Here is an 18,458-nt window from a genome sequence, read left to right on the forward strand (position 1 = left end):
CTTACATGTTGCGGCGATATTCGCCGCCCACGTCATACAACGCGTGACTGATCTGGCCGAGCGAGTTGTACTTCACGGCTTCCATCAGCTGCTCGAACACGTTCTGGCGATCGCGTGCGGTGTTCTGCAGCGTCTTCAGGCTCTCCGGCGCCAAGCCGTTGCGTGCCTTGCCGAAGGCCAGCACGTTGTCGATCTGCTGGCCCTTCTCGCCTTCGGTGGAACGGATGAGTTCGATCTCGGTGGCGATTTCGCCGCCGTGGTCCTTCGGCAGGAAGGTGTTCACGCCGATCAGCGGAAGGCTGCCATCGTGCTTCTTCTGCTCGTAATACATCGACTCTTCCTGGATCTTGCCGCGCTGGTACATGGTGTCCATCGCGCCGAGCACGCCGCCGCGTTCGCTGATCGCCTCGAACTCCTTGTAGACGGCCTCTTCGACGATGTCGGTGAGCGCATCGACGATGTGGCTGCCCTGCCACGGGTTCTCGTTGAAGTTGAGGCCCAGTTCCTTGTTGATGATCATCTGGATCGCCACCGCGCGACGCACGCTTTCTTCCGTCGGCGTGGTGATGGCTTCGTCGTAGGCGTTGGTGTGCAGGCTGTTGCAGTTGTCGAACAGCGCGTACAGCGCCTGCAGCGTGGTGCGGATGTCGTTGAACTGGATTTCCTGCGCGTGCAGCGAACGGCCGGACGTCTGGATGTGGTACTTCATCATCTGGCTGCGCGCGCTGGCGCCGTAGCGCTCGCGCATGGCGCGCGCCCAGATGCGGCGGGCCACGCGGCCGATCACGGTGTATTCCGGGTCCATGCCGTTGGAGAAGAAGAACGACAGGTTCGGCGCGAAGTCGTCGATCTGCATGCCGCGCGCGAGGTAGTACTCCACGATGGTGAAGCCGTTCGACAGCGTGAAGGCCAGCTGGCTGATCGGGTTCGCGCCCGCCTCGGCAATGTGATAGCCGGAGATCGACACCGAGTAGAAGTTGCGCACCTTGTGGTCGACGAAATACTGCTGGATGTCGCCCATCATGCGCAGCGCGAATTCGGTCGAGAAGATACAGGTGTTCTGCGCCTGGTCTTCCTTCAGGATGTCCGCCTGCACGGTGCCGCGCACGGTCTGCAGGGTTTCCTCCTTGATGCGCGCGTAGGTGTCGGCATCCACCAGCTGGTCGCCAGTGACGCCGAGCAGGCCAAGGCCGAGGCCTTCATTGCCCTTGGGCAGATCACCCGAGTACTGCGGACGGCCATTCGGGAACATCGACGCCAGTTTCTTCTCGGCATCAGCCCAGCGCGCCGGGTCTTCCTTCAAATACTTTTCGATGTTCTGGTCGATGGCGGTGTTCATGAACATCGCCAGGATGATCGGTGCCGGACCATTGATGGTCATCGACACGGAACTGCTCGGCGCGCTGAGATCGAAGCCGGAGTACAGCTTCTTCATGTCGTCCAGCGTGGCGATGTTGACGCCGGAGTTGCCGATCTTGCCGTAGATGTCCGGACGAGGCGCGGGATCTTCGCCGTACAGCGTGACCGAGTCGAACGCGGTGGACAGACGCGTGGCCGCGCCACCCTGGCTCAGGTAGTGGAAGCGACGGTTGGTGCGCTCGGGCGTGCCCTCGCCCGCGAACATGCGGGTGGGATCTTCACCGGTGCGGCGATACGGATACACGCCGCCGGTGTACGGGTAATGGCCGGGCAGGTTCTCGCGCATCAGGAAGCGCAGCAGGTCACCCCAATCCTTCGTCTTGGGCGGCGCCACCTTCGGGATCTTTTGATGGCTGAGCGACGTGCGGTAGTTCTCCACACGAATCACCTTGTCGCGCACCTTGTATTCGTTGACCTCCTCGGTCACCGACTTGTAGCGCTTGGGCCAGTCGTGCAGCAGGTGGATCGCCTCGTGGCTCAGTTCCTTGATGGCCGCGTTGTAGCGCTGGCGCAGGGTGAGCAACGTGCGGTCCGCACCTTCTTCGTGCAGCGCTTCGGATTCGTAGCGGGCCAGTTCGCGCGGCAGATGCGCGTCGCCCAGTTCCTTCAGCGATTCGTAGTAATGCTGCGCCTTGCTGGCGAATTCGGCTTCGTGCTCGATTTCCTTGTTGATGCCGCGCCCCTGCTCGGCGATCTCCGCGAGGTAGCGCACGCGGGCACCGGGAATGAGCACAGTGGCGCGTGGTTCCTTCAGCGTGGTGTCGAGGCTGGGCGTCCACTTTTCGGCCGGCAGGCTGAGCTTTTCGCGCAGCAGGCGGCACAGGTTGCTGAACATCCAGGTGACGCCCGGATCGTTGAACTGGCTGGCGATGCTGGGATACACCGGCACCTGCTCATCGGTGAGCGTGAAGGCCGTGCGGTTGCGCTTCCACTGCTTGCGCACGTCGCGCAACGCGTCTTCGGCGCCGCGCTTGTCGAACTTGTTGAGCACGATCAACTCGGCGAAGTCGAGCATGTCGATCTTTTCGAGCTGGCTGGCTGCGCCGTAGTCGCTGGTCATCACATAGGTGGGGAAATCCACCAGGTCGACGATTTCCGAATCGCTCTGGCCGATGCCGGCGGTTTCGACGATGACAAGGTCGTACGGCTGCGCCTTCAGAAAATCGATGCAGTCACGCAGCACCGCACTGGTGGCAGCGTGCTGGCGACGCGTGGCCATCGAACGCATGTACACGCGGTGACTGCGCAGGGAATTCATGCGGATGCGGTCGCCCAGCAGCGCACCGCCGCTGCGACGACGCGTCGGGTCCACCGCAAGCACGGCAATGCGCATCTCGGGGAACGCATGCAGGAAGCGCAGCAGCAGTTCGTCCACCACCGACGACTTGCCCGCGCCGCCCGTGCCGGTAACGCCGAGCACCGGCGTCTGCTTGCCGGCCATCTTCCACTGCTTGCGCAGATGGTCGAGCTCGGCCTCGCTGATCTCGCCTTCTTCGAGCGCGGAGAGCACGTGACCCACGGCGATTTCGTTGGCGATATCCACCATCGGCGAAAGCGTGGACGTCTGTTCGTCCTTGGCGCGCTTCACCGCGGCGGCGCGCGTGCGCAGCATCACGTCTTCGATCATCTCGGTGAGGCCGAGCTTCATGCCGTCGTTCGGGTGGTAGATGCGCTCGACGCCGTAGGCCTGCAGTTCGCGGATCTCTTCCGGCGTGATGGTGCCGCCGCCACCGCCGAACACGCGGATGTGCGAGGCGTTGTGTTCCTTGAGCATGTCGACCATGTACTTGAAGTACTCGACATGGCCACCCTGGTACGACGACAGCGCGATGGCGTCGGCGTCTTCCTGCAGCGCCGCGCGAACCACGTCCTCCACCGAGCGGTTATGACCCAGATGGATCACCTCCGCGCCCTGCGACTGGATGATGCGACGCATGATGTTGATGGCCGCATCGTGGCCGTCGAACAGGCTGGCGGCGGTGACGAAGCGCAACGGGCGGGTTTCCGCCTGGGCGGAACTGGCGGAAACGTGCTGGGCGGGCGAGCTCATGGGGACTCCGGGGACTGCGGATGCGTCGGACTCCCGATTTTAGTGGTTTGTTACGTTTGGAACATGTTGCGGCGCGGAGAAGTGAGGCGTGGCAACGGTTTCCCCTCACCTCGGCGCGGACCGTGCGGACAGGTATCGTGCATGTAGCTGTCGCGCACAGGGTGCGCTCCCACAGGGATTCGGCGACATTGTGTGGGAGCGCACCCTGTGCGCGACAGGCGCTTCAGGAATCCCCAAACGGCAAATTCGGCGACGACACCACGCGCTCGCCCACCGTCTCACCACGCAAGAATGCCAGCGAAGCCTCGATCACTTCCGGTGCATCCAGCACATGGTGATGTCCCAGCCCCTGCGTGGTGAGCAAACGCGCGCCGTGCATGTGGCGCGCGTAACGCTCGCCTTCGGCCCAGGGTACGTCGCGATCATCCAGGTCATGCACGACCAGTGTCGGCTGCCCCAGCAACGGCAGGTGACGATGCACCTGCAGTTCGTGGATGTTGATGCCCGTCATGGCTTCCAGGCTGTCATGCAGGCGTACGCGCAGGTGCTCGCCAAGGCGCACGAACTGCGTGAAGCGCTGGGTGGCCGCCACGGGATCTGCCGCTGGCGCGATGAGGATGAGTTTCCGCGCGTGCCATGCCTCGCCCTGCGCCAGCGCGGCGGCGGCACCACCCAGCGAGTGGGCGATAGTCAGCTCGGCATCGCCGAAGTGGCGCCCGACGTCGCGCACGGTATCGATGAAATCGGGCAGCGTGCACTGGCGCCCGCCGCTGTTGCCATGTCCCGGCTGGTCGAACGTCACCAGCGCGTAGCCCATGTCGCGCAACGCCTGCACCCACGGCAGATAGCGCAGGCCGAAGCTGGACCAGCCGTGCACGAGCAGCACATAGGGCTGCCGCGAGGGATCGCCCCATGTATAGGTAACGATGCGCCGGCCGTTGACCTGAAGCTCGCCGCGCTGCATGTGGGCATCTGCCTGCGCGGCCTGCGCGCGTGCGCGGCTGCTGGCAAACGGCGTGACGAACAGACGCAGCGCACGCTCCACCGCGCGCGTCGGCGCAAGTCGGCTTGCCAGCGTGAAGCCCGCACGCACGGCACCCAGCGCGAACGGATGAGGACCACGACGATGCTTGGCGACGGTGGTGGCGTGGGTCATGGCGCAGTCCTCTGCCCGGCTTGCGGGCTGTAGCTGGCGATCAAGCGCTCGAACGCGGCCAGCGTGTGGCGGCGTGCTTCGTCAAAACCGAACAGGCCCGCATCGTGGTGCAGGCCAAGCATGAGTGCGTAGATTTCGAAGGCGAGCTGCGGCGGGTCAGTGTCGTCGCGCAGTTCGCCGTTCTCCACCGCGTGGCCGATGGCACGGCACATCTCCTGCCGCCATCCCGCCTGCTGCTTCGTCACGGTGTCGTGCAATGCGCCTTCGCGGCCGTCGTATTCGCTGGCTGCCGTGAGAAGCACGCAACCACTTTGATATTCCTGGCCCCATTCAACCCAGTTGGTAACGATGGCGCGCATGCGTGGCAAACCGCGCGGCAGTTTCAGCGCCGGCCATTTCACGCGCTGCAGGAAACGCAGCTGCCCTGCCTCAAGCACCGCCAGTTGCAGATCCTCACGCGAACCGAAGTGGGCGAAGACGCCGCTCTTGGACATGCCCACGTCCTGCGCGAGTGCGCCGATGGACAGCCCTTCCAAGCCCTCCCTGCGCGCGAGTTCGAAGGCGTGGTCGAGGATGAGTTCGCGCGTGGCGGCGCGTTTGCCGGGGGCGGCGACGTTCATGACACGAAAATAGCACGACCGTTCGTTCTTTTCTCGTCAAGAAAACTGAACGGATCGCAGCGTTTTGCCCCCGCGAACCTGAACGAGCCGGGCCTCAACGGTCAACAAGGCAAGGAAATGCGCCGTTCCCCGCATTGAGGCCGCGGGGTGCGGCCGATTACCAAGGAGACGACATCATGCTGAGCAATACCCGCAAACTCGCCCTGCTCGTTGGTCTTGGCATCGCAAGCGCGGGAGCGATGACGTTCGCACCGCCCGCCTCGGCAGGCGTCGATGTCTCGGTCGGCATTGGCGTTGCACCGCCGCCGCCGCGTTATGAAGCCGTGCCGCCGCCGCGCCCGGGTTACGCCTGGACGCCTGGCTACTGGCGTTGGGATGGCGGTCGCCACGTATGGGTGGGCGGAACGTGGGTGCGTGCGCGCCCCGGTTACGTTTATCACCCGGCCCGCTGGGAACATGCGCACGATGGCTGGCGCATGCATGAGGGTTACTGGGGCCGCTGATTCCGCAGCTCCTTGCGGCTTGGATGATGTCGCCGAAGACATCGTGAAACCTGCCGCATCAACCACCTAGCCGAACGCAGCCGGGCGCATCGCGCGCCCGGCCTGCATCGGCGGCGCAAATCCTTGCTGTTCAACGAAAAAGAGCGTCTTTCGCAAGAAAGGTGGCCCTCAGCCACGCACGTCATCGTCCGCCGCCGCAGTCATCCACTTTCACAAAGGCCACTTCATTTATGTCGATTCGTTTCGTCGCACTTGCCGCCGTCGTCATGCTCGCCAGCGGTTGCGTGGTCGAGCCGCCTCCGCCGCCGCGCCATCATCCCGTGGTTGTCGAAGAACCCGCACCGGCGCCGGCTTACGTCGAAGTCATCGCACCGCAGCCGCCGCCGACCGTGCTGGTGGAAGAAGAACCCGCACCGCGCCCGGGTTACATCTGGGCTCGCGGCTACTGGCACTGGAATGGTCACAAGTACATCGCCATGCACGGTCACTGGGAGCCGGCGCGCCCGGGTTACCACTACGTGCACCCGCATTACGTGCAGCGTGGTGACGGCTGGCATTTGAACGTGGGCGTGTGGGTGCAGGGCTAAGGCCGCAAGCCCATACGGCGGCGCTTTGATGCGGCGCGGCACCAGCCTCGCCTCGCCCCGTATTAGAATTGGGAACTCGATTCATCGCCCCAGCCCTGCTGGGGCGTTTGAGTTTCAGGCGTTTTCAGCCTTGGCGGGTTCGCGCTGCACCGTTCCCGCCGCCATCCCGGCGTGCCGTCCCCGGGCACACAACTTGGAGTTTCCGTTCCAATGATTTTCGAAACCATCGCCAAAACGGGTCACGAAGAAGTCGTCTTCTGCCACAACCAGGACGCTGGCCTGAAGGCCATCATCGCGATCCACAACACGGTGCTGGGCCCTGCGCTCGGCGGTCTGCGCATGTGGCCGTACAAGAGCGAGCAGGACGCGGTGAACGACGTGCTGCGCCTGTCGCGCGGCATGACCTACAAGAACGCCGTGGCCGGCCTGAACCTGGGCGGTGGCAAGGCCGTCATCATCGGCGATCCGAGCAAGGACAAGTCCGAGGCGCTGTTCCGCGCGTTCGGTCGCTTCGTCAACTCGCTCAATGGCCGCTACATCACGGCCGAAGACGTTGGCATCGACGTCAACGACATGGAATACGTGTTCCGTGAAACTGAATACGTCACCGGCGTGCACCAGGTGCACGGCGGTTCGGGCGACCCGTCGCCGTTCACCGCGTTCGGCACGCTGCAGGGCCTGATGGCCGCGCTGCAGGTCAAGCACGGCAACGAAGACGTGGGCAAGTACAGCTACGCCGTGCAGGGTGCCGGCCACGTGGGCAGCGAATTCATCAAGCTGCTGCGCGAACAGGGCGCCAAGGTGTTCGTCACCGACATCAACAAGGATGCCGTGCAGCGCTGCGTGGACGAGCTGGGCTGCGAAGCCGTGGGCCTGGACGAGATCTACGACGTCGACGCCGACGTGTACTCGCCGTGCGCCCTGGGTGGCACGCTCAACGAGCAGACGATTGACCGCATCAAGGCCAAGATCATCTGCGGCGCGGCCAACAACCAGCTGGCCACCGACGCCATTGGTGACGAACTGCAGCGTCGCGGCGTGCTCTACGCCCCCGACTACGCCGTCAACGCCGGCGGCGTGATGAACGTGTCGCTGGAAATCGACGGCTACAACCGCGAGCGCGCCATGCGCATGATGCGCACCATCTACTACAACCTGGGTCGCATCTTCGAAATCTCCAAGAGCGAAGGCGTGCCGACCTACAAGGCGGCCGATCGCCTGGCCGAAGAGCGCATCGACGCCATCGGCAAGATCAAGCTGCCGAGCATGGGCAACCACGGTCCGCGTTTTGCGGGTCGCATGCGCGGTCAGTAAGCACGGCGGTACGTGTGACGAAAACGCCGGCCTCGTGCCGGCGTTTTTTTGCGGTGCCCCTGTAGGAGCGCACTTGTGCGCGACCGGCCTACCAGAGCGACACGCCGTTCGCATGCCGGTCGCGCACAAGTGCGCTCCTACAAAATCCTACAAGGGCATCGCCGCATCGTATGCTGCCCCCATGCTCGATACCCTCGCCCACCGCTGGCGCCGCCTGCGCGGCTCCGACCGCTACGCCGAATGCCTCCGCGTCTTGCTTGCGCTGGGAGGCGCCGCGGGGTGGTGCTTCGGCACGGGGCGCATCAACGAAGTGGTATCCATCCTTCTGGGCGTCATCGCCTGCGCGCTCGCAGAAACCGAAGACCACTGGCGCAACCGCATCACCACGCTGCTCCTTACGCTGGCGTGCTTTGCCGTCTCGGCGTTCGCCGTGCAGTGGCTGTTTCCCCACCCTCTCCTTTTCGGCATCGGCCTGCCCGTCTCCACCTTTTTGCTGGTGATGCTGGGGGCGGCGAGCGAACGCTACGCCACGGTCGCCGGCGCCACCTTGCTGCTCGCGGTGTACACCATGATCGGCGCCGACCAGGCGAATACCGGCCCGTGGTGGCATCAGCCCTTGCTCCTGCTGGAAGGCGCCGCGTGGTACGGCGCGCTGTCCCTGTTGTGGAGCGTGCTCGCGCCACAGCAAGCCGTGCGCCTGTCGCTGGCGCGGCTGTTCGATGCACTCGCGGACTACCTCGAAGGCAAGGCCGCGCTGTTCACGCCGGTTCATGGCGTCGATCGCGAAGCGTTGCAATGGTCGCTGGCCATGCAGAACGAACGCGTCGTCGAAGCGCTGAACGACACGCGCTTGATGCTGGTGGACCGCATCGGCGCGCGTCGGCCGCGCGGCACGACAGCAACGCGACTGCAAACGTATTTCCTCGCGCAGGACATCCACGAACGCATCAGCTCAGCGCACTATCCGTACGATGCGCTGAGCGAGGCGCTGTTCCACAGCGATGTGCTGTTTCGCTGTGAACACATGCTTCGACTGGAAGCCAAGACCTGCCGCCTCCGCGCCGACGCGCTGCGCTTTCGCACGCCAACGCAAGTAAACGCGAGCAGTGAAGCCGCCATCGCCGACCTGCGCGGCGCATTGGCCGCGCTGCACGACCTGCCACAGCCACCCGCCGCGCATTTGCTGCGCGCGCTCGACGCACTCATCCGCAACATCGCGGCCATCCAGCAATCATTGGCGGGCAACACGCCCATCGAGACGCCGGACAGCCCGCAGGAAAGGCTGTTGCAGAACCCCGGCCCGCAATCCTTCGGCGATGCATGGGACCGCATCCGCTTGCAGCTCACCGCGCGATCGTTCCGCTTCCGGCATGCGCTGCGCCTCTCGCTGGCCCTGCTGGTGGGCTACGCGGTGCTGCACGCCGTGCATCCCAAGCACGGCTACTGGATTTTGCTGACGACGCTGCTGGTCTGTCAGCCCAGCTACGGCGCCACGCGTGTGCGGCTTCTTCAGCGTGTGGCGGGCACGGTCATTGGCCTGGTGCTGGGTTGGGCCACGCTGAAACTCGTACCGTTCGGTCCGGGGCAAATGCCGCTGATCGTGATTTCGGGCGTGGTGTTTTTTGCTGCACGCCTTCGCAAATACACCACGGCAACCGCGGCCATCACGTTGTTCGTCGTGCTGTGCTTCAACCAGGTGGGCAGCGGTTACGACGTCATGTGGCCACGCTTGCTGGACACGCTGATCGGCACCGCCATTGCCGCGCTTGCCATGCGCCTGATTCTGCCCGACTGGCAAGGACGCCGCTTTGACGATGTGCTCGCCGACATGGTGCGCAGCGACGCGCATTACCTCACGCAGATCATGCGGCAGTACGTCGATGGGCGACGCGATGACCTCGATTACCGTATCGCCCGTCGCGATGCGCATAACGCGAACGCCACGCTGAGCGCCGTGCTCGCCAACATGTTGCGCGAACCCGGACGACACCGACGCGGCACGGAGACGCTGCTTCGCTTCCTGTCCGCAGCCCACACCCTGCTCGGGCAGCTTTCCGCCCTGGGCGCCAACCGCGAGGCCATTGCGTCGCCCGCGTCGCGCGACGCGGTAACCCGCGCCGGCAGCACGGTAGTCGATGCGCTGGCACAGCTGGGCGATGCATTGGCCCGTGGCATGACCGCGCAGACCGTCACCGATGACACCGCCCTGCTGGAACCGCTCGCCACGCATGCCCACGACGACACCGAACGTCTCGTGCTCGGCCAGCTCGCGCAGGTACTGGCACAGCGCGACCGACTTGCCGAACTGGCCACGGTGCTGAACGCGCCCTGATAAAACCGTGATTCGCGGTGCAAATTGCGCCTGGCGGTTGTGCGACGCGCAACGGCTTGTCATGGGCGGCGCGGTACCATGAACGCCTCAGGCATTTGTGGAGTCCGTAGGCATGCGTCCGTTTCCGCTGGGTGAAGAGATCGATCTGCTGCGCGACAGCGTGCATGCATTCGCGGAGAAAGAGATCGCCCCGCGCGCCGACCACATCGACCGCGAAAACCTTTTCCCGGCCGACCTGTGGCGCAAGTTCGGCGACATGGGCCTGCTGGGCATCACCATTCCCGAAGAGTACGGCGGCAGCGGCATGGGCTTCCTGGCCCACATGGTGGCGATGGAAGAAATCTCGCGTGCATCCGGTTCGGTCGGCCTTTCCTATGGCGCCCACTCCAACCTGTGCGTGCAGAACATCTTCCACAACGGCAACGAAGCACAGCGCCGCAAATACATTCCCAAGTTGTGTTCGGGCGAATACGTCGGCGCGCTGGCCATGAGCGAACCCGGCGCCGGCTCCGACGTGGTCGGCTCGATGAGCTGCAAGGCCGAGAAGAAGGGCGACGTGTGGGTCGCCAACGGCTCGAAGATGTGGATCACCAACGGTCCCGATGCGGATGTGCTGCTGGTCTACATGCGCACCGCGCCGCGTCCGGCCGGCAGCCGCTGCATGACGGCCTTCATTGTCGAAAAAGGCATGAAGGGTTTCAGCACCGCGCAGAAGCTCGACAAGCTCGGCATGCGTGGTTCCAACACCTGCGAACTGGTGTTCGAGGATTGCGAGATCCCCGAAGAGAACATCGTGGGTGAAGTGAACGAAGGCGTGCGCGTGCTGATGAGCGGCCTGGACACCGAACGCCTTGTGCTGTCGGGTGGCCCCATCGGCCTGATGCAGGCTGCACTGGATATTTCCCTGCCGTACGTGCGGGAGCGCAAGCAGTTCAACGCCCCCATCGGCACCTTCGGCGTGATGCAGGCGAAGATCGCCGACATGTACACCGCGCTGCAAAGCTCGCGTGGTTTTGCCTACATGGTGGCCCAGCAATTCGACAGCAACGTGAAGTCGCGCATCGACCCTGCGGCCTGCCTGCTCAACGCATCGCAGAACGCCGTGAAGGTCGCGCTGGAAGCCATTCAGACGCTGGGCGGCAACGGATACATCAACGAGTTCCCGGCCGGTCGCCTGCTGCGTGATGCGAAGCTGTACGAGATTGGCGCCGGCACCAATGAACTCCGCCGCATGCTGATCGGGCGAGAGTTGTTTCACGGCAAGGCGTGATGTTGGGACTTGGCTCTTTTGTGAGTCTCACTGATTCCTTGACGCTCTCACTATCCACATAGCGAGTACCTCGCAGTGCACTCGCATGAAGAGGGTTCCAAGCAGACTTTTCGCGCACGTTGCACTTCTCCCTCTCCCCTTCGGGGAGAGGGTGTCAAATGCCGGGCTAGAAGCTCAGGCGATAGGCCAGCGTGTCCATCTTTCCGTGTTCGTGTTCGGCGACGTACTGATCCATGCCGAGCGACAAACGTGACCGGCGAGACAGAGCCCAGTCGACGCTCAACCCTGCATCGCCACCGTAGCGCGACAGGCCGATGCCGCCCACGGGCGACCACTGGTTGAGCACGGAGAAGCTGGCATCCATCACATCGCCGCGCATGCTGAAAGCGCGCTGCCACAGCAGGTGTGCCTGCACGCTCAGGCTGCTGCCGCCGGACATCGACCAGTCACGACCGGCGCGCAAGCCCGCACCACCCTGCCAGCGTTCGATGGCCTGGCTGGAGCCCTTGAGGCCAAAGCCATCGCCGCCCAGTTCATCGAAGCCATCGGTGCGGATGTTGGCGTACTGCAGATTCACGTACGGCGTGACATGCACGCCGGCCACATCCATGCGGTAACCGCTTTCACCATAGGCAATGTCATAGGTGCCGTTGGTGTCGCTGGCAACGCTCTCCACATCGCTGCCCAGTTCCACGTGGCGGCGCATGTCTTCGCGATAGCTGCCCATGCCCAGGCGTCCCATGGCGTACCACTGGTTCTGCACCAGGCCGCCGTAGAGCATGCCTTCGAAAGCACGACTGTTGCCCTGGTCGGCGAACTCGTCGAGGCGGCCAAGATCCTGCGTCTGGCTCACGGCGAAACCGAGCACGCCATTGCTGCCGAGGCGGCGGTCCTGGCCCACCATCCAGCCGCTGAGGTCATAGCCGACGCTGTCGTAACCGCTGCGATCCATGCTGCCGTAGCTGCTGAGGTTTTGCGTCCAGCCGCCGGTGGCGTACACGTCGCCCAGTTGGTCGAAGCGTTGCGACAGGGCGCGAGTGCCGGCATCCATGGCATCGAAGGTCATGGCCGCGCTCGCCGCATGCAGCTGGCCGGAAAGCGAGCTGAGCGACTGCTGCAAGGCACTGACCGACGAGGTCTGTTGCAGGCTCGCCGCGCCGCTGATGAAGGAACTCGGCAGCGGATTGCCGGTGACCGTGGTGCCCGAAACCGTCTGCGCATTGATCTGGCTGAAGGCGCCGTCGATGCGCACCGCCGCACCGAACGATGCCGGCGTGTACGTCATGCCGGTGACCGCCGTCGCCTGCACCTGGCTCACGTTCAACCACGCGTCGGTGCTGTTGTAGTTGAGCGACGCTGCCAGCAGCACACCCGTGGCGACATTCAATGCAGAGAACGTTCCTGAGATACCGCCATTGGCCGTAAGGACGTCCGTATGGGTATTGGCCACGTAGCCCGAATTGATGCCAGTGACATAGAGGTCACCGCCGGTGAGCGACGCCGTTCCCGTGACGCGCAACGCCGAACCCAGCGAGACCGCGAGTCGACCCGCACCCTGCTGCGTGTAGTTGCCACCGACCGTGACGTCGGAACCGGCCACCGCCAGCACACCGGCATTGGTCACCGAACCGCCAATGGACGGCGTGCCGCTCACCACGCCCTGCGCTTCAATGCTGAGGCTCGATGCCAGCGACTTCGCCACCAGCATGCCGCCCTGCACATCCGTCAAACCGGTGTAGCTGGAAGGCTGCGTCAGCGTGAGCGTGCCCGTGCCCTGCTTGACCAGGCCGCCCGCGCCCGAAATGGGGTTATTCCAGCTGGAGCTGCCGCTGAAACTGACGGTAACGTCGCCCCAGTTGAACTGCTCCGGCCCGTTCACCGCCTTGCCCACGTCGAGTTCGCCGTAACCGTAGGTGGCGTTGGGCTGCGAACCACCCAGCGGATCGGCCGTACCCAACAACGTCTGGCGCACGAGGTCGTTGGTGAAATACGGATAGGCCTGCCATACCAGCGCCGCCGCACCGGATACCTGCGGCGCCGCCAGCGATGTGCCTTCGACGATCCAGTAGGTTTCGTTCGCTGTGCTGGTATCGCTCTTGCCGCTCACGATCACGTCGCCTGGTGCGGCCAGGCAGTAGTTCATGGCGATGCCGCACTTGTTGGAATAGCTGTCCAGCTGCGTCGGACTGTTGCTGTTGATCGCCACCACCGTGAGCCAGCCTTTTTCAAGATCCGGCGCAAGACTGGGTAGCGAGGCAATGGTGCTGGGGTTGGCCTGGGAATCGTTGCCCGCCGCAAACACCACCAGTCCGCCCCAGGTGTTGATGAAGGGGCTGTAGGCGTCGTGGAAAGCCTGCGTGGGGGCCGTATCGCTGGAGCTCCAGCTGATGCCGCCCCACGAGTTGTTCATCACCTTCACGCCGTTGGTGATCAGGTCCGCATTCACCTGGCCCAGCGGTATGGCATCCGATGACGTAACCGTCGCCGGCGCGGTGGAGCCGTTATCGTCCGGCGCGCTGTCGTCGATGATGCGCGCGGAAACGATATCCGCGCCCGGCGCGATGCCGCCCGCGAATTGCCCGAACGATGTACCTGCCGCGATCTCCGCCACATAGGTGCCGTGACCGTTGACGTCGTCCACCTTCAGGTTGTTGGTCGACGGATCGACGTAGGTCAGTTCCTTGATCACGCGCCCCGTCAGCGCCGGATGCGTGGATGTCACGCCGGTATCCACAATGCCGATGGTGACGCCGGCACCGGTATAGCCGGCGTTGTGCGCGGCATAGGTGTTGGTCAGGTTCAACTGGGCGTCAATGGGTGGCGTCGGCACGGAGGACGCGGGTGCAGGCGCCGGAGCGGGTGCCGGTGCGGGAGCTGGCGCTGAAGGCCGGGTGTTGCCGCCACCTCCGCCGCCGCAGGCCGCCAGCGCCATTGCCACAAACGCCAATACCGCTCCCTGGCGGTATCGATAACCACGCTTCGCCCTGTTCATAACGCCCCCGCGTCGCCTGAAGCACCACATATGGTGGAAAGCGCGGCCCCCATTGCATCCGCGCACCGCCATCTTTGCACAACGAAATCGCAACTAAATGCCAGCAAGATCGCGCTGCCATCGCACAAGGGCCGGTTTGCCCCCGCTGTTGGGGGGCTGCGATAATTCCCCGACTAAACCGGGGCATGACCCCATCAAGTACTTGCGGAGATCTCCATGTCGGACGTCAGCGTTGTCATCGCCGGTGCCAAGCGCACCGCCATTGGCTCCTTCCTCGGCCAGTTCACCGGCGTTCCCACCCCTACGCTGGGTGCCACCGCCATTCGTGCCGCCCTGGAGCAGGCCGGTGTGGCTCCCGCTGATGTCGGCGAGGTGATCATGGGCTGCGTGCTGCCCGCCAACCTCGGCCAGGCACCTGCGCGCCAGGCGTCGCTGGGCGCCGGCCTGCCCGTGTCGGCTGGCTGCACCACGGTCAACAAGGTCTGCGGTTCGGGCATGAAGGCCATCATGCTGGGCCACGATCTGATCAAGGCCGGCTCGGCCGGCGTCGTTGTCGCGGGCGGCATGGAGTCCATGACCAATGCGCCGCACATGGTCAACGCGCGTACCGGCATCCGCTACGGCGACGGCACGCTGGTGGACCACATGGCGTGGGACGGCCTGACCAACCCGTACGACGGCAAGGCCATGGGCGTGTTCGGTGAACAGTGCGCGGACAAGTACCACTTCACCCGCGAAGACCAGGACAAGTTCTCGGTGGAATCCGTTGAGCGCGCGAAGGCTGCACAGGCCTCGGGTGCCTTCGCCGACGAGATCGTCCCGGTGACCGTGTCCGGCCGCAAAGGCGACGTGAAGGTCGACACCGACGAGCAGCCGAGCCGCTCCGACGTCACCAAGATCCCGACGCTCAAGCCCGCGTTCCGCAAGGAAAACGGCACCATCACGGCCGCCAGCTCTTCCAGCATCTCCGACGGTGCCGCCGCCGTGGTGCTGCTTTCCGCGGACGATGCCAAGGCCCGCGGCCTGACTCCGCTGGCGCGCATCGTGGCCCACGCCACGCATTCGCAGGAACCGGAATGGTTCACCACCGCACCGGTGGGCGCGCTGCACAAGGTGCTCGAGAAGGCGGGCTGGAAGGTCGGTGACGTGGACCTGTTCGAGGTCAACGAAGCCTTTGCCGTGGTCGCCATGGCCGCGATGAAGGAACTGGACATTCCGCGCGACAAGATCAACGTCAACGGTGGCGCCTGTGCGCTGGGCCATCCGATCGGCGCCAGCGGCGCGCGTCTGGTGGTGACGCTGCTCAACGCATTGAAGACGCGTGGCCTGAAGCGTGGCGTAGCCTCATTGTGCATCGGTGGCGGCGAAGCCACCGCACTCGCCATCGAAGTGCTCTAAGACGCTATGGCAGAAGCTCATCGGAGGCCCGCCAAGGGCCGCCGATGAAAGCGGGGTTAACCGATTTTTGGCTGTTTCAGACAAAGATGTGGCGCATTTCCCATGAAAGCGCTATTAATACGCCCGCCAAACGGCATTCCACGGCAAAGGAGATTCACCATGAAGTTCACGCGTACCCTTCTCGCCTCTGCGCTCGTCGCGCTGCTGGCGGCTTGCAGCAACGGCGCGCAGGATTCCGCGCAGGACGCTCAGAAGTCGGCTGACCAGGCTCAGCAGGCTGCTGACCAGGCTCAGAAGGCTGCAGCAGAGGCTCCGGCCGCTGCTCCGGCTCCGGCTACGCCCGCCGCTGCTCCGGTTGAACAGCCGGCTCCGATGCCGGCTTCGACCGCTGCCGCTCCGGCTGCTGCCTCGACCGCTGCACACTAAGTACACTCGTGTACTTCCGAAACCGGCCGCCTTCGGGCGGCCGGTTTTTTTGTGCCTGTGAAAAGCGTGGCCGCCCTCGGGTGGCCGGTTTTCTTTGTGCCTGTGGCACGCCTGACCGCCTTCGAGTGGTCGTTCTTTTTTGGTCATGAAAAGTGCGCATGACCGGTGCCGCGTGGATCATCTTCCTCACCGTCATTCCGGCGCGGGCCGGAGGCGCTTTTCAACGGCCGAAGGGCCGGTCATCCAGTGCCGTGAGCCGGGTCCAGAGCAAAGGCGCTGGATTCCGGCCTTCGCCGGAATGACGGTGAGGTAACAGTGACGGTGAGGTAACAGTGACGGTGAGGTAACAGTGACGGTGAGGTAAGAACGACGGTGAGGTAAGAACGACGGTGAGATAGGGATAGCGGTGAGATGGGAACAAAGGTGAGGCAGGCATGGCTGGTCCGCCACCGAACCCCTCCATGTTGCGACGCCGATTTAGCCACTGCGCCGGGACCGCTATCATCCGGGGCTCCCCAGAGAGCAGCCCCAGCCCATGAGTGTCATCGCGTCGCAGATCGATTCCCGCTCACCCGACTTCCAGGCCAGCAGCGCGCAGCTGAAGGGGCTGGTGGATGACCTGCACCGCGAGCTGGCACGCAGTGCGGAAGGCGGCGGTGACAAGGCCCGCGAAAAGCACACGGCCCGCGGCAAGCTGTTGCCGCGCGAACGCATCCGCGCCCTGCTCGATCCGGGCTCGCCGTTCCTGGAGCTCTCGCCGCTTGCCGCCCACGGCATGTACGACGACGCGGCACCGGCGGCGGGCATCATCACCGGCATCGGTCGCGTCAACGGCATCGAGGTGGTGGTGGTCGCCAACGACGCCACGGTCAAGGGCGGCACCTACTTCCCCATGACGGTGAAGAAGCATCTTCGAGCGCAGGAAGTCGCGCTGGAGAACCGCCTGCCCTGCATCTACCTGGTCGATTCGGGCGGCGCCTTCCTGCCGCTGCAGGACGAGGTCTTCCCCGACAAGGAACACTTCGGCCGCATCTTCTACAACCAGGCCCGCATGTCGGGACTGGGCATTCCGCAGATCGCCGTGGTCATGGGTTCGTGCACCGCGGGCGGCGCCTATGTGCCGGCGATGAGTGACGAGACCATCATCGTGCGCGAACAGGGCACGATCTTCCTTGGCGGCCCGCCGCTGGTGAAGGCCGCCACGGGCGAAGTGGTGGATGCCGAGGCACTCGGTGGCGCGGACGTCCATACCGCCGTGTCGGGCGTGGCCGATCACTACGCCGAGAACGATGCCCACGCGCTTTCCATTGCCCGCGACATCGTGGCCAGCCTCAATCGCAAGAAAGACATGCCGCTGGCCCTGCGCGCGCCGTCCGAGCCTCTGTACGCGGCGGACGAGCTGTACGGCATCATCCCGCAGGACAGCCGCCGCCCGTTCGACATTCGCGAGGTGATCGCCCGCATCGTCGATGGTTCGGAGTTCCACGAGTTCAAGGCACGCTACGGCAAGACGCTGGTATGCGGCTTCGCGCATATCCACGGCTATCCGGTGGGCATCATCGCCAACAACGGCATCCTGTTCTCCGAGTCCGCACTCAAGGGCGCGCACTTCATCGAATTGTGCAACCAGCGCAACGTGCCGCTGGTGTTCCTGCAGAACATCACCGGTTTCATGGTCGGCAAGAAGTACGAGAACGCCGGCATCGCGAAAGACGGCGCCAAGATGGTGACCGCGGTGGCGTGCTCACACGTTCCGAAGTTCACGGTGGTGATTGGCGGCAGTTTTGGTGCCGGCAATTACGCCATGTGCGGTCGCGCCTACGGCGCGCGCTTCCTGTGGATGTGGCCCAACTCGCGCATCAGCGTGATGGGCGGCGAGCAGGCGGCGTCGGTACTGGCGACAGTGCGTCGCGACGGCATCGAGGCCGGCGGCAAAACGTGGAGCGCGGAAGACGAGGAAGCTTTCAAGGCGCCGATTCGCGACCAGTACGAGCGCCAGGGCCACCCCTACTACGCCAGTGCGCGCCTCTGGGACGACGGCATCATCGATCCCGCCGATACGCGCCGCGTGCTGGGCCTGGCGATCTCTGCATCGTTGAATGCGCCGATCGAACCGCAGCGCTACGGCGTGTTCCGCATGTAACGCGTCACCCGCCGCACGATGCGGCGGGTGCCATGCAACTCAACCGGGAATCAGCGCGGAACCCGCAGGGAGGATTCGCGCAGCGCCGTCTCGTGGTCCACCTCGTCGTGCCCCGCGATGTCCAGGCTGTCGGCCACGCTGTGACCGGCCGGATGATGCACATGCGTGGGCGAAATGGTGATGTCGGCGGTATCGCCGTCGGGCACCGCGGATTCGGGGTTGGGCGTGTGCTGCATGGGGGACTCCTG

Annotated in this window: 12 protein-coding genes and 1 pseudogene; 8 read left to right on the forward strand and 5 right to left on the reverse strand. The window is 64.5% G+C overall.

Features of this window, described 5'->3' with window-relative positions; genetic code table 11:
• Window position 1: 1 nt before the first annotated feature.
• From DK366_RS10430 to DK366_RS10440, 3 genes are all read right to left on the reverse strand, one after another.
• A complete protein-coding gene (locus DK366_RS10430) occupies window positions 2–3,469 on the reverse strand; it encodes a methylmalonyl-CoA mutase family protein (protein ID WP_109125493.1) in 3,468 nt (1,155 codons plus the stop codon).
• 223 nt (window positions 3,470–3,692) lie between these two features.
• Complete coding sequence (locus DK366_RS10435; protein WP_109125494.1) at window positions 3,693–4,625, reverse strand: alpha/beta hydrolase; 933 nt, start codon at window positions 4,623–4,625, stop codon at window positions 3,693–3,695.
• Entirely contained in the window at window positions 4,622–5,245 is a 624-nt protein-coding gene (locus DK366_RS10440; RefSeq protein WP_109125495.1) for a TetR/AcrR family transcriptional regulator, read from the reverse strand. The genes DK366_RS10435 and DK366_RS10440 overlap by 4 nt, the downstream gene beginning before the upstream one ends.
• A gap of 176 nt (window positions 5,246–5,421) precedes the next feature.
• On the opposite strand from DK366_RS10440, the gene DK366_RS10445 reads away from it, so the two are divergent.
• The 5 genes from DK366_RS10445 to DK366_RS10465 all read left to right on the forward strand — a co-directional run bounded on the left by DK366_RS10445 (window position 5,422) and on the right by DK366_RS10465 (window position 11,251).
• Window positions 5,422–5,748 (forward strand): YXWGXW repeat-containing protein, encoded by a 327-nt coding sequence (locus DK366_RS10445; protein ID WP_109125496.1) that lies wholly within the window; start codon window positions 5,422–5,424, stop codon window positions 5,746–5,748.
• A gap of 230 nt (window positions 5,749–5,978) precedes the next feature.
• Window positions 5,979–6,335 carry a YXWGXW repeat-containing protein gene (locus DK366_RS10450; protein ID WP_109125497.1) on the forward strand — a complete coding sequence of 119 codons (357 nt, stop codon included), beginning with the start codon at window positions 5,979–5,981 and terminating at the stop codon, window positions 6,333–6,335.
• A gap of 210 nt (window positions 6,336–6,545) precedes the next feature.
• Window positions 6,546–7,649 (forward strand): Glu/Leu/Phe/Val dehydrogenase dimerization domain-containing protein, encoded by a 1,104-nt coding sequence (locus tag DK366_RS10455; RefSeq protein WP_109125498.1) that lies wholly within the window; start codon window positions 6,546–6,548, stop codon window positions 7,647–7,649.
• 181 nt (window positions 7,650–7,830) lie between these two features.
• Window positions 7,831–9,981, forward strand: coding sequence for a YccS family putative transporter (yccS, locus tag DK366_RS10460; RefSeq protein ID WP_109125499.1), 2,151 nt, complete (start codon window positions 7,831–7,833; stop codon window positions 9,979–9,981).
• Between the two features lie 112 nt (window positions 9,982–10,093).
• Window positions 10,094–11,251, forward strand: coding sequence for an isovaleryl-CoA dehydrogenase (locus tag DK366_RS10465; protein WP_109125500.1), 1,158 nt, complete (start codon window positions 10,094–10,096; stop codon window positions 11,249–11,251).
• 166 nt (window positions 11,252–11,417) lie between these two features.
• On the opposite strand, the gene DK366_RS10470 is transcribed toward DK366_RS10465, so the two are convergent.
• On the reverse strand, window positions 11,418–14,243 hold the full coding sequence (locus DK366_RS10470; RefSeq protein WP_109125501.1) for an autotransporter serine protease: 2,826 nt from the start codon (window positions 14,241–14,243) through the stop codon (window positions 11,418–11,420).
• A gap of 216 nt (window positions 14,244–14,459) precedes the next feature.
• Between DK366_RS10470 and DK366_RS10475 the strand changes: the two genes are divergently transcribed.
• The 3 genes and pseudogenes from DK366_RS10475 (at window position 14,460) to DK366_RS10485 (ending at window position 18,210) form a co-directional block, all read left to right on the forward strand.
• A complete protein-coding gene (locus DK366_RS10475) occupies window positions 14,460–15,641 on the forward strand; it encodes an acetyl-CoA C-acyltransferase (protein ID WP_109125502.1) in 1,182 nt (393 codons plus the stop codon).
• 159 nt (window positions 15,642–15,800) lie between these two features.
• A pseudogene (locus DK366_RS10480) lies at window positions 15,801–16,058 on the forward strand (hypothetical protein); the annotation flags it as partial.
• A gap of 544 nt (window positions 16,059–16,602) precedes the next feature.
• The gene (locus tag DK366_RS10485) at window positions 16,603–18,210 is read left to right on the forward strand and encodes a carboxyl transferase domain-containing protein (protein ID WP_109125503.1); all 1,608 of its coding nucleotides are present in this window, start codon (window positions 16,603–16,605) and stop codon (window positions 18,208–18,210) included.
• A gap of 50 nt (window positions 18,211–18,260) precedes the next feature.
• Here DK366_RS10485 and DK366_RS10490 read toward each other — a convergent pair whose 3' ends face one another.
• The gene (locus DK366_RS10490) at window positions 18,261–18,446 is read right to left on the reverse strand and encodes a hypothetical protein (RefSeq protein ID WP_109125504.1); all 186 of its coding nucleotides are present in this window, start codon (window positions 18,444–18,446) and stop codon (window positions 18,261–18,263) included.
• Window positions 18,447–18,458: the final 12 nt, after the last annotated feature.

Source organism: Dyella sp. C11, from assembly GCF_003121485.1.
Lineage (GTDB): Bacteria > Pseudomonadota > Gammaproteobacteria > Xanthomonadales > Rhodanobacteraceae > Dyella.

Coding starts and splice junctions, on each gene's coding strand:
- DK366_RS10430 (WP_109125493.1), bottom strand. CDS start 3,469: ATGAGCTCGCCCGCCCAGCACGTTTCCGCCAGTTCCGCCCAGGCGGAA.
- DK366_RS10435 (WP_109125494.1), bottom strand. CDS start 4,625: ATGACCCACGCCACCACCGTCGCCAAGCATCGTCGTGGTCCTCATCCG.
- DK366_RS10440 (WP_109125495.1), bottom strand. CDS start 5,245: ATGAACGTCGCCGCCCCCGGCAAACGCGCCGCCACGCGCGAACTCATC.
- DK366_RS10445 (WP_109125496.1), top strand. CDS start 5,422: ATGCTGAGCAATACCCGCAAACTCGCCCTGCTCGTTGGTCTTGGCATC.
- DK366_RS10450 (WP_109125497.1), top strand. CDS start 5,979: ATGTCGATTCGTTTCGTCGCACTTGCCGCCGTCGTCATGCTCGCCAGC.
- DK366_RS10455 (WP_109125498.1), top strand. CDS start 6,546: ATGATTTTCGAAACCATCGCCAAAACGGGTCACGAAGAAGTCGTCTTC.
- yccS (WP_109125499.1), top strand. CDS start 7,831: ATGCTCGATACCCTCGCCCACCGCTGGCGCCGCCTGCGCGGCTCCGAC.
- DK366_RS10465 (WP_109125500.1), top strand. CDS start 10,094: ATGCGTCCGTTTCCGCTGGGTGAAGAGATCGATCTGCTGCGCGACAGC.
- DK366_RS10470 (WP_109125501.1), bottom strand. CDS start 14,243: ATGAACAGGGCGAAGCGTGGTTATCGATACCGCCAGGGAGCGGTATTG.
- DK366_RS10475 (WP_109125502.1), top strand. CDS start 14,460: ATGTCGGACGTCAGCGTTGTCATCGCCGGTGCCAAGCGCACCGCCATT.
- DK366_RS10485 (WP_109125503.1), top strand. CDS start 16,603: ATGAGTGTCATCGCGTCGCAGATCGATTCCCGCTCACCCGACTTCCAG.
- DK366_RS10490 (WP_109125504.1), bottom strand. CDS start 18,446: ATGCAGCACACGCCCAACCCCGAATCCGCGGTGCCCGACGGCGATACC.